At 44.4% G+C, this 12,046-nt stretch carries 8 protein-coding genes; all 8 read right to left on the reverse strand.

What is annotated here, in order from left to right:
* The 8 genes from KIK04_RS22505 to KIK04_RS22540 all read right to left on the reverse strand — a co-directional run bounded on the left by KIK04_RS22505 (position 1) and on the right by KIK04_RS22540 (position 12,045).
* Entirely contained in the window at positions 1-786 is a 786-nt protein-coding gene (locus KIK04_RS22505; RefSeq protein ID WP_232275959.1) for an STM4013/SEN3800 family hydrolase, read from the reverse strand.
* Positions 779-2,050: an STM4014 family protein gene (locus KIK04_RS22510; RefSeq protein ID WP_232275960.1), complete on the reverse strand. Its 1,272-nt coding sequence runs from the start codon at positions 2,048-2,050 to the stop codon at positions 779-781. The genes KIK04_RS22505 and KIK04_RS22510 overlap by 8 nt, the downstream gene beginning before the upstream one ends.
* A 10-nt stretch (positions 2,051-2,060) precedes the next feature.
* A complete protein-coding gene (locus tag KIK04_RS22515) occupies positions 2,061-2,906 on the reverse strand; it encodes an STM4015 family protein (RefSeq protein ID WP_232275961.1) in 846 nt (281 codons plus the stop codon).
* A gap of 511 nt (positions 2,907-3,417) precedes the next feature.
* Positions 3,418-5,739, reverse strand: coding sequence for a glycosyltransferase family 4 protein (locus KIK04_RS22520; RefSeq protein WP_332329986.1), 2,322 nt, complete (start codon positions 5,737-5,739; stop codon positions 3,418-3,420).
* A gap of 223 nt (positions 5,740-5,962) precedes the next feature.
* Positions 5,963-6,148 carry a hypothetical protein gene (locus KIK04_RS22525; protein WP_232275964.1) on the reverse strand — a complete coding sequence of 62 codons (186 nt, stop codon included), beginning with the start codon at positions 6,146-6,148 and terminating at the stop codon, positions 5,963-5,965.
* A gap of 1,187 nt (positions 6,149-7,335) precedes the next feature.
* Positions 7,336-9,816, reverse strand: a complete 2,481-nt coding sequence (locus tag KIK04_RS22530; protein ID WP_232275966.1) for a peptidase G2 autoproteolytic cleavage domain-containing protein — start codon at positions 9,814-9,816, stop codon at positions 7,336-7,338.
* 635 nt (positions 9,817-10,451) lie between these two features.
* Positions 10,452-11,672, reverse strand: coding sequence for an MFS transporter (locus KIK04_RS22535; protein WP_232275968.1), 1,221 nt, complete (start codon positions 11,670-11,672; stop codon positions 10,452-10,454).
* 223 nt (positions 11,673-11,895) lie between these two features.
* Positions 11,896-12,045 carry a hypothetical protein gene (locus tag KIK04_RS22540; protein ID WP_232275969.1) on the reverse strand — a complete coding sequence of 50 codons (150 nt, stop codon included), beginning with the start codon at positions 12,043-12,045 and terminating at the stop codon, positions 11,896-11,898.
* Position 12,046 lies beyond the last annotated feature (1 nt).

Here is a 12,046-nt window from a genome sequence, read left to right on the forward strand (position 1 = left end):
TTACAACATAAATTCGCGATAAGGCACGTTCCACACGACCTCATGCGCTAGTCGATGGCCGATGTAGCCATCTTCACCGAAGGCGGTACCATGATCAGAGAACACCATGCAAAATACAGGTCGCTCTCGTTCTCTGAATGCCTGAAATAATCGACCAAGCTCTCCGTCAACATATCGAAGTGCTGCGCGCTGTGCCTCTATGGAGTCTTTTTTTGCGCCTGGTACAAAATAATGATTGGGTCCATGAATCGCGGATACATTCATAAACAAAAACAGGCGTTCTGTCCGATCTGAGTGTTGTAGCAGCTTGATCGCATGGTTCACCTGATGCTCTGTCGAGCGTTGATTCGTAACCCCAAAAGTCATCCGCCAATAGCTTTCTTGGAAGTAGCTGGGAAGAACTTTGGCGAGCGGTACTTTTTTGGTGAAAAAGATGACTCCGCCTATGCAAATCGTACGATAGCCCACTGCCTGCAATCCAGAAACGATATCCGTTGAATCAAATTGCCATGTATACGGATGTGTTTTTAGTCCTGTATTTTTCGAATGAAACAATCGAACATGCTCTGCCTTACTTGTCGTAGCCGGGGTCGGTAGAAATCCGCCAAAGAAAGCATGATGGGCTGCATAAGTGAAGCTGCCTGGCGTATGCCGCTTTTCCCACTGCCCGTCCCCGCACAAATTCGGGCAGTTTTCTTGTTCCAACACAGCTGCGTCATATCGCAGCGTATCCAGCGTAATCATCAAAATATCATGACTACCTACAATTTCGTTCATGTTAAACATCGTGGTAATCCTCTTCCATTTCGTTAGTCGTAGCGAGTGAGACCATTCTCATCTCCCATTCATAGGGGTCATGTCCTTCATAATGACTATGGTACAGTAAATCTCCGAACGGATTCACATCCAATATATAAGGTCTATTGGAACCGCTGCTCAAACATACATCTATGCCTGCGACAGTAGAACGTGGAAATACCGACATCGTTTGTTCAGCGCATTGTTGTACGGTAGCTTGAAGATTGTCAGTCATGCCAACCTCCCCCAAGCTCATTCGATCACTATCGAGATGCAGATTCGTTATAGGTGTTCTACTTACCCTTGCAATACTGTGACAGGCTTTACCTGCTACGACAAGTTGCCGGATATCGAAGGTGCGATCCCGATAAGACGCTTTTGGAATCCATTGTTCTACATGAGCACCATGTCCCAATAACCAGTTGATGATTTGGCGAATGACTTGATGTTCTTTATAGTGGAAGAGCTTCTTTACGTTATAAAATAAAGGAGGTCTACGTTGATAGTTCTCCACACCTATTGTAGTCACAGCCGATTCTGCCCCTGTAACGGGGTTTACCTGATAAGCGATTACACCACATGCACCGGAACCAGTCGCTAGCTTAATAAATAAACGATATGTTCGCGCTGTTACCATAGCATCCCGAAGTGTATCGTAATTCGGTATGGCTTCGGGTGCAGCTAATCTTCTAGGCACCGGCAATCCAACTGATGATAAGATCTCGTGAGTAACCCTTTTATCGAACATTACGGCTATGTCCTCAGGCGCATTCATCCATCGTGGCGAGTTCCACAGCTGTGTGGCCTCCCTATCCAGTCGAGATAACAGCTTACAGTAACCACGAAACCACTGGGAAGGATGATAGAGCTTTCCCTTGATTTCCTTCAATCCCTTGGCCGTCCTTGCCGAGATAGGCTGAACAACGCTCTTGTTATATCTAAGCCAACGCTCGTCTAGATGGCTGTTTGCCGCATCGGGGGCGCCAAGTGCAATGAGCTCACGTTCCACTTCAAAATGTTCCCCGGGCGCGTCAAGCCGCAGCAATGGAGGGTCATCCAACTTATCCAACTTATCCAACTTACCCAACGATTGCCCCAAGCTTTGTACACACGAACTCAAGGATGCCTTTCCCTGCAACACATCCATATAATTCAGCACAAGAGCTGGGGGTAACCCGAGCCGAGCTCTTGCCGCTTGTAGCCCGGTTGTTCTTCTATTGCCGGAATTGCCAATAATAATCATCGATTTCATCGTTATTCCATTATTCCGTCAATGAAGGATAGCGATAATCTTCGTCATCATCAGACTCTTGTTGATCGCTAATATCTACATGGAGACCGGACTGCTTCCAACGATTCATCATTTCATCCGACATGTAATGATAATTTAGATCAAGCAGCTTCAGTTTCATAATCTTTTCACTATTGATCAATGCTTCAGCCCCATCATCAGTCAATGTTCCCAAAGAGAGATCCAGCGTATGTAGTTGATCAACAATTGGTGCAATCGCTACTGCAATAGCGATTTCATCTTGAATTCCACTGTCTTTGAGCCCAAGATAGGAAAGCAGAGGGAACTTTCCAGGTTCAATCAACTGGAGCACATCTGCGAGACTTGCGTCAAATCCATAATCCTCGACCCCTAAATAAAGCTCCAGCTTCTTTAAATTTTTGAAACTGCCTTCACTTATGCTCGTAATGACGTCTTTTCCAAGCCCACCGCAAATAATAGTAAGCTCCTCCAGTTTGTCGTGGTGAGCCGGAACTAGGCTGAGACCTGTGCTTCCTTTAATGGTGAGCGATCTAAGCTCGGGATAAGCAGATAAAATCGGCCCGATGTTAGATTGATTAATCCAAGAGACCTCGCATTCTTCATAGGACATATCGCCAATAAATAAGCTCCGCAGCTGCGGAAAGCGGTCTTTCAACTGAACAAGAGCTTCGACAATATCACTGGAATCATTTTCGTAGGCGCCGCCCCAGTCACCGATTGTGAGACTTTCAAGTTGAAGACTCTCATCCTTGTCTGAAAGCTCCTTTATTAAATCTACGATTTTGACACCATTCTCGTATTGATCATAATCGACAAATAATTTACATTCGGACATAACAATACCTCCTAAAAATGAATACTATCTTTATTATAATAGCCACACTTACAAGCATCAAATGTTTCCAATAGAATAAACCTCTCTTACATCATTACCTTGTGGATGGGGGCCAGACAGCCGTATCTTTTCTGTGAAAGTCAAAATTGCACGTAGCATTATGAGTGCGTCAAACCTGCTTTTAAAATGAACATAGCATTCCTAGTTTCTCTCATGTAAAAATAATGATTCATTCATGTTTAATGAAGATTACACAGCAAATAACCTACCTTCGAAATTTAGGCAACGAAATTGGTAGGCTTTAAGAGGTCTCCTATTTTTAGCTTCGCTTCCACTTTATTTAATGTTCATGCAGAAGCAGGACTACTTTTTATCACTGCCCTACTTTTTTGTTTACGATATCATGCTATTTTGCTCTTCCTTTCGTTTCTTGGTTCGGCAATCTTAGGCGTTAAATCTTATAGGAGCTATCTAACACAAATTGAATGAGTATGAAGACTTCCAATCCTACTCATGGATTATTTGATGATAAATCATCTGAATGGTTACCATGTGCATTCTTCCAAATGTTCCATATTGCTTGCTCAAATACATCCACGCTTCGCTTCCAAGTCCATTGGTTAGAGTCTGACTCCCCTTGAGCAGCCAATCTGTTGCGTAAAGGGCAATCATTAATCAAACGAATGATATTGTTTGCAAGCTGATATTGGTATCGGCAGGAGAGCAGACAATTATGATCATGCTTGGCATAATCGATATTTCCGCCGGAATAGGTGGTGACTAGGGCAGCTCCACAGCGCATTGCTTCTAATCCAGGCAACGAACCCGAATCGTACAATGTAGAACTGATGTAAATATCTGTTTTGTTATATAGATAGCGAAGCTGTTCATCGTTTACAGGCTGGCAGATTTGGAATTCGTTCGATTGCTGTAGTCGTTGCAGCGTTGGGGAAGCGATGAATTCGTCGGGAGGACAGATAAGACTAATCTCAGTCGCAGGAATTAATTTTTTCACATACGCAAGGCTTTCTAATAAATAATTCTGGTCACGATGCCAAGAAGCCTCTCCTTCAGGATTGCGGATGATCGTTGATATGTGTACCGCTGGTGATGTGTTATCCCGCAGATGTAGGTTTTTCATATACGGATCAACACCGATAGGTACAAGATGACCTTCGATTCCATGATTAAGTGAAATTTGTTGCTTTTGCCAGTTTGAGAGTACGATTACATACGGTGTAGCATGGTACGTCGGAAAAGTCAGATGGCTATTTTGCAAAAAAGTCGGTTCGTAGCACAAACTAAATCTAATGTGGATGCACTGGTCTCTAGCACTGGCTTGCACACACATCGGTACTGTCGAGTAGAAATTGGAAAATAGAATATCACCTCGTGGAAGATCATCGGCATCTAGTATGTCGTTATGCCGTCCTCGTACGATCCGAGCCCGAACGTCATAATTAACAACTGCTTTAGCGGGCATAATAATCGTAACATCGTATCCACGATCAACCAAACCGTTTGTCACTTCGACGAGCATCCTCTGCGCTCCACCCAAATTAAGTGTCAAAATAGGAAAAACCAGTTTCATCGCTGCTTTTTTCCCCATGTTATGTGCCATTTTGAACTGGGCACGCGCATAGGTTTGAGTGAGACTATCAATCATCGAATCAAGTGACCAATGGCTCTGTCCGTGCTGCTGAGCTGCCCTACCCATTTCGTTTCGCAGAAGATCATTTTCCAGTAAGGTGTTCAAATGAGTGCAGAACTGTAATGGATCATGTTGAGGATAAACCAAGCCTGTTTTACCGTGTTCCACCATTTCTGGAACGCCAGTCGCATCACTTACCACCGACGGTTTTCCTGCCAATTGTGCCTCAATTAAAGAAAGTGGTTGATTATCTATAAAACTAGGCTGTACAAATATATCAGACTGATCCAGCAGGTATGGTATATCATCGCGCACGCCCAGAAAGTGTACGGTCTCCTCCAGACCGAGTTCCTTGCATTGGCGCCGCATAGATTCCTCAGCTTCTCCTACTCCTGCAATCCAGCAAACAAAATCATCACGCATGTTTCTCAGCATACCCAGTGCTGTAATCAAAAATGAAACGCCTTTAATATGAATAAGCCGTCCAGTAAAGAGAATCACTTTTTTACCAGAAGGCTTGTGGATCGGATTAGTGGTTTCCGTCATTTTTTGCCTGAACGCTTGAGTATCGTAGCCATACTGATATACCTCCACTTGCTCACTGGGAACACCATACTCGCTGTTAAGCAGACCTTTTAACCAGTTTGAAGAGGATATGGTAACCTCCCCACTAGTTGCTCCTAACCTTTCATGCAAAGATATAAACTTCCAAAATGGAGAATGAGCAAGATCAACATTGAGATCAAGGAGATGCTGTTTGATCTCATGTGCAACGGAGCCATGCAGACTGACAACCAAAGGCGTATGCTTCGGTTTAACTCGTTGAAACGCACGTGCTGAATAGATGTCCTGCGCGTGGATCAAATCATAATTGTTCAGTCCAAAATAGCTTGCAGCCAGTTCCATGCAAATGATGTTTACTTCGGTATTCAGCATCACATCTTCCATATACAGGGCAGGATATTGCTCCTGAGTGAGTTTGGAACGTATCACCTGCAGTACCTGCTTTTTTTCAAAAGTACGGTTGGAAAAAGGCATATGGAATGTACGGCCATCCTCACTGTTTCCGAAAATATCTACCTGATGCCCGCGCTCTTCCAGCCTTTTTTTCATCTTTAACATGAGCGGCCAAACTCCACCGAAGTGTGGAACATGCCAATAGGTGGCCAACAAGATCTTCAATGCATCCCCTCATCTCTTCACCGTCATTTCTGGTTATCCCATAACATATGAAGGAGTTTGAAAATGAGATAGGAGAATTTATGTCCCATCACATTGCTAATGTCATTGGTAAAAATGATTTTTGCATGGGTAAGGTTTATCGTCATTACTTTGTAGATTCATTCTGAATTAGAACGGCTGCCGATCCATTTTAGTTGTGTGGGACTTCAAGTAGTACAATTTATTAGCTACACATGTTGGACGCCACGACGTATTGACCGGGAAATTCGCACAATTTGGAGACATGAAGCAGTCTAGATTGACCTTCAATCTCTAGGCTGCTATCTGTTTCTTCCGCGAACTGGCTCGCGTAGGATAAAGTGACACGAACGATATGGAACCGCTCGCGACGCTCCAGCAATCGGCTCATCCCTGTCTTCAGATTTACGCCACAGTAGCAACTAAACGTAGTGGTTCAACTCAAAACTTCCGTGGTAAAGAATGGAGAGGAGACAAATCAGATGCCTATATCAAGACGTAGCTGCAACAAAAGTGATCAAAACGGAAGTAAATCATTATGCCGAAAGCGAAGAAAGACTGACACAGCCACCAAGGAAAAAAGCGGAAGGTCAGTTAGTGCCTGCACACCGAAAAAAAGAAGGCGGTCGGTCAGCGCACGAAAGTTAAAAAAAAGAAGGCCTGGCAGACTTGTAGAGAAAGAACGAAAAAAACGATCCCGTAGGTCTAAGAGAAAGCGGCTCACAACTCGGCACAACCATTTGATTTGTAACATCTATAATAATAACTTGCAACTAAACGTAGTGGTTCAGCTCAAAACTTCCGTGATAGGGAATGAAGAGGAGACAAATCAGAGGCTTATATCAAGACCTAGCTGCAACAAAAGTGATCAAAACGGAAGTAAATCATTATGCCGAAAGCGAAGAAAGACTGACACAGCTACCAAGGAGAAAAGTGAAAGGTCGGATAGTGCCTGCACATCGAAAAAAAGAAGGCGGTCGGCCAGCGCACGAAAGTTAAAAAAAAGAATGCCTCGCAACCGTATAGAGAAAGAACGAAAAAAACGATCCAATAGGTCTAAGAGAAATCGACTCACAACTCAGCACAACCATTTGATTTGTAACAGCAATTATAATCACTTATTTGCTGACCAGACCGATACCCCTTCCGTGATGGTCGACAAAGATATTTGGGATACCATCGCGGGTAACCTGCCATCTGATTACCAAATCCCGGACAAACAATTTCTGCATCTGCTGCAAGGAGCTCTTCTTCATAATGTATGTTAACCATCACCCACTCTTAGTAGGCAATGAAACAGCCATGGAGCAATATGCGAATTGTTGACTCATCGATTCTCTTTATCTCGCGCTATCCTTCAGTCGCAGACGTAGCTATGCCTTGATGGGGTTTTGATTACAGGGTCCTGCTAGATCAAAAGCCTCCTTATTGTATAGATCAACATATTTTGAAAAGCCTAATTGGATAGTTTCAGGTATTATCATTTGAGTAGATTGCAAGAAACAGAAAAAGGGCATGCCAATTGGTATACCCAATAAATAGCACCCACATTTTTATCTGCTCATACTATTCCGATAACTAGAAACCAAAGGTAAAACAACCATTAAGCAAAATACGTATCGTTGACTCATCAATTCGCTTCAAGACTCGGTACCCATTTCTAGCTGTAGTAGCTATTCCTTGATCATTAGGCCTACAATACCCGTTTACAACACAGCTTCCGTCGTCATTAACAATCAATTTGCCTAGCATTCCGACGACGACCCATTCCGGACGCTCTCTGCGCGGTACGTAGGTTAGATCAGGGTTGTATTTTGGGTTCAATATTCGTTCCCCGTTCTCATCTTTGGCGAACCTTCCATATTTGTCTGTGACAAACAGGGCATGCCAGCGTAGGTCTGAGGAGTCTGCGATTATGGCAGGAGTCGCACTGGTGACCCCCAGAATATACGTGTCACTAATAGTAGCACGTCTGATTTTTTCCCCTTCCAACGCTACAAAATATGCCGGTTCTATTGGGTTGCCGTCCAGGGTTTCAAACATTTCGGCATAATCTGCTGCTGCAGGACTCATTACGACTCCATCCAAAAATAAATTTCCGCCAGGACCGTCCAAGATGACCGAATTTAAAGTTGGACCAACAGCTAATCCATTTGCGACATGAAATGAGTTAGCGAAACGTGCAGTGCCGTTTTGGCCCATAATGTATGCTCCGGTTAATCCACCGGTGTTTGTATTTAGTCCACCTGCAAAAGAGTTTAATGCATCGGCAGCTGTACTACTGCCGGTTGTGAAGGAATTCATTCCGCTCGCCCTTGTAATAGACCCTTGTGCATGGCTGTTATCACCGCTGGCTACGCATCCATTCCCTTCTGAATGAGAATTTGCACCACTTGCGACACTATTTAGACCTTCCGCATGTGAAGCAGTCCCATTGGCAAATGTGTGATCGCCTTCCGAATGCGAGTTAGCACCATTAGCCTGAGTACCGAATCCCTCTGCATGAGAATTTATGCCATTTGAGGTCGAACTCTGGCCTTCGGCATGAGAACTCGTTCCATTTGCGACTGTATTGGAGCCTTCAGTATGGGAGTTTTCTCCATTGGCAACTGTTATGTTTCCTTCCGCATGAGAATTTAAAGCGTTAGCCTCAGAGCCAAAGCCTTCCGCATGAGAATTTTGGCCGATAGCAAGCGTACTGTTTCCCTCAGCGTGTGAATTAACCCCATGCGCGCCACTTGAGCTGCCTTCGGCATGAGCGTTATTTCCAAGAGCGGTGCATGAAGTTCCCTCTGTATGAGAATTATCACCAAAGGCGCTTGTCATGTTTCCTTCCGCATGTGAGCTGTTCCCAAGAGCTTGGCTAAAGTCACCTTCAGCGTGGGCGTTTATACCATTAGCCATTGTAGCGAAGCCTTCCGCATGAGAATTAAGCCCATTTGCTTGAGATAAGTTGCCTTCGCTGTGAGAGTTATTTCCTGCAGCTGTTGTATCGGATCCCTCAGCATGGCTGCTAGTGCCACTTGCGTTTCCTCCAAATCCTTCTGCATGGGAAAATTGCCCGCTTGCATTGGAAAATCCACCTTCCGCATGCGAACCAAGATTGCTTGCTAACGTCTGCAAACCTTCAGCATGAGAATCATCCCCGGTCGCCATCGATAGTGCACCTTCAGCATGTGAGGAATTCCCGCTAGCTGTTGTCGAGAATCCTTCAGCATGTGCAGTAAGACCGGATGCTGTCGTACTGTTACCTTCCGCATGAGAAGCAAAGGCGCTGGCTGTTGTACCGCTTCCCTCAGCATGGGAGACCTCACCTGAGGCTGTCGTTTGGGAGCCTTCCGCATGCGAGATGTTTCCGCTTGCTATTGTCGCGAATCCTTCAGAATGTGAGACATCCCCAGAAGCAGTTGTACCACTGCCTTCAGCATGGGCAGCAATTCCGATGGCTGTTGTGTTGATACCTTCTGTATGGGAAACATCACCGGATGCTATCGTCGAACTGCCTTCGCAATGTGCCGCCACTCCACTTGCTGATGTGGAGAAGCCCTCGGCATGCGCTGCGTCGCCACCTGCGGTCGTATTACTCCCTTCCGCGTGTGCAGCAAGGCCGGATGATAGCGTAGTTAATCCTTCCGCGTGAGAGGCGAGCGAGAGTGCCGTCGTCGTTAATCCTTCAGCGTGGGAGTCATCGCCGGACGCATTCGTTTGCGAGCCTTCTGCGTGAGCTGCACTTCCGCTGGCTGTGGTCTCAAATCCTTCCGCATGGGAATCATCTCCCGATGCTGTGGTTGAGACTCCTTCTGCATGGGCAGCTAGTCCCATTGCTGTCGTGCTGATACCTTCCGCATGGGAGGCGTCCCCTAGCGTCGTCGTCATACTGCCTTCACTGTGCGATGCGACACCTACAGAGATTGTCGTAAAGCCTTCTGCATGAGAAGCGTTGCCAGTGGCTGTTGTACCACTCCCTTCCGCATGAGAAGCTATTCCTGAAGCTGTCGTATTGACTCCTTCGGATGTAGAGCAAGAGCCGATAGGGTTCTGATTACAAGGGCCCGCCATAACGTAGCACTCCTTTCTAATGTAAAAATAATCTAGTTACGAAAAGGCCTCATTCAGATGAATTTACTAGTTTCCTATATTTTATGATTTATATTCACGCATGCTTTAGTTAAGTTACTTAATTTATGGCCCTTTTAATAAAACGATAGCCTCGATTCCCCCGTTTGGTTATAAGGAATCAAGGCTTATTTTACTAGAGAGACAAGCATATATATTTACTCTTTTTCAGGTCGGGGAACATATAATCAGTAGTAATCCGTAATGTCTATATGTTCTTATCAAAAACGGTTATCGAAAGCTGCAAAGATCCTAGACAATGGATCACGCTCAAAAAGATAGCCCATGCACCCTATTTCAGAATGCATGGGCTTTTTACAAGGCCGAAGACGCTTCCCCATTCGATTTTTATTTTTTGTAAAATAATTAATGCTAAAGTTATTCCGTTTACAAAGCTATTTTTTTACTGCTGATTTCGCCAGCATGATCAACTCTTCCTTTGTCAAAGAATTGCCTGGGTTCGTTACGATTTGAAAACTTTTGTTATCCACCCCCCAGCTTAGATAGTTTCCATTCGTGTACGTTAACCGGATGAGGTCTCACATCTCCTCTTGAGTCCTCTTGTTCACTTACAATAATTATAACTCCTGACTAGGTGCCGCTGCTGTAGCTGCATGATCGTGACGGAATTTAACGAGTAATCCTGGCAGCACACTAACGACTAGAACTAGTGCAGAGATGGCATACACAATCATGAGTGAAGTACTCTTCATAAGAACTCCAGATAATGAAGAACCAAGAAGCATCGCCCCGATAAACAATGGTGTGATGGTTCCGTTCACTCTACCAATCAACTGCTCATCAATTTGTGTAACCATATAGGTTGAGATGACGACGTTTACGAACGCCAAACTGACAGAACCAAGGAAACTGATGATCAGCGTCAGCCACAACCAAGTTGAAAGCACTTCTCCGAAAGTTGCCAAAGCCAAAAAACAGACACCTGCGATCAGCGTCACATTTTGATTTAATTTACTATTAATGACTGCTGCGATTGCTCCCCCGACTAGAAGCCCAAGCCCGGATGCCCCAGATAAGTACGGCAACGAAGTTTTATCTAATCCCAACTGTTCGGTAATAATAAATATTTCTAGTGGATTAACGAGTCCCATGGACAAGCCGAGCAGTGTAAACACGATGGCTACCATGCGCAGGGATGTTGATTGAATGACGTAATTCCATCCTTCCTTCAAGTCGGAAAGCAGTGACGTATCCACTTCTTTTTCAGTGTCATCTTTCGGTAAAAATGAAAGTAGTACTGCAGACGCAATAAACAAAACTAACAGTGAATAAAGCGATGCCTGAATACCTAATTGCGTGTAGATGAACGTGCCTACAAGCGGCCCGAGAATAAGAAATAGAGATTGCGAGCTTTGCGTGAGGCCAATAGCTGAATGCACATGTTCATCCTCGACATTACGCTTAATAATTTTAATAGATGATGGCTGCGAGAACTGACTTACGATGGAAGAAACGAATGTCGCTAGATATAGCACCTGCCAGTATCCTGTAGCTAGCACGACGATAATAAGTACGATTGACAACGTACTCAAAATGTCACCGACAATCATAGTTCGTTTAGGATTCCAGCGGTCAGCCAAGGCGCCTCCAATGAACGAAAAGACAAAGATAGGTACATATTCAAGCACGGTGATGAGCGATATCGCAATAGGATTGCTCTGTGTTTGTTCCATAATAAAATACAAAATCGCCATGTTGCGAACCCATATGGCCAAGTTCTGTAGGAGATCAGAACCTGTGACGATTAGAAATGCCTTATTTTTAAATAAATGATTCATAGCCATCCCCTCTATTAAACCGACTATCCGGTTTATATATATTCTCTTGTTAGCTCGCTGGATGTCGCACCTATTCATAGACTGACCGTGCAGTCTAACATTCGTCATTGAGAACTAGCAGATTGCGTACAATTAATGTCCTCTTACCTATCACTGCATGAGCTATGATTCGGTAAGAGGACAACTAATTAATAAAGATAGCTTCTGTTCTTAAACGGATTTCTTACTTGTCATCGGTTTCTTTTTTCAAGGCGTCGCTTATCTCTTTAACGATCGTATCCGGCAAGTTCTCTAGCTCTTCTGTCAATTCATTGAGTTCTTTAGGTACTTCTTCGTCTTTCACGATACCGAATTTGAAAAATTTGTTCTTCATT

The sequence above is a fragment of the Paenibacillus sp. 481 genome, assembly GCF_021223605.1.
Lineage (GTDB): Bacteria > Bacillota > Bacilli > Paenibacillales > Paenibacillaceae > Paenibacillus_B.

Excerpts from the sequence above, each read along its gene's own strand:
- KIK04_RS22505 (WP_232275959.1), bottom strand. The coding sequence starts at position 786 with ATGTTTAACATGAACGAAATTGTAGGTAGTCATGATATTTTGATGATT.
- KIK04_RS22510 (WP_232275960.1), bottom strand. The coding sequence starts at position 2,050 with ATGAAATCGATGATTATTATTGGCAATTCCGGCAATAGAAGAACAACC.
- KIK04_RS22515 (WP_232275961.1), bottom strand. The coding sequence starts at position 2,906 with ATGTCCGAATGTAAATTATTTGTCGATTATGATCAATACGAGAATGGT.
- KIK04_RS22525 (WP_232275964.1), bottom strand. The coding sequence starts at position 6,148 with ATGAGCCGATTGCTGGAGCGTCGCGAGCGGTTCCATATCGTTCGTGTC.
- KIK04_RS22530 (WP_232275966.1), bottom strand. The coding sequence starts at position 9,816 with ATGGCGGGCCCTTGTAATCAGAACCCTATCGGCTCTTGCTCTACATCC.
- KIK04_RS22535 (WP_232275968.1), bottom strand. The coding sequence starts at position 11,672 with ATGAATCATTTATTTAAAAATAAGGCATTTCTAATCGTCACAGGTTCT.
- KIK04_RS22540 (WP_232275969.1), bottom strand. The coding sequence starts at position 12,045 with ATGAAGAACAAATTTTTCAAATTCGGTATCGTGAAAGACGAAGAAGTA.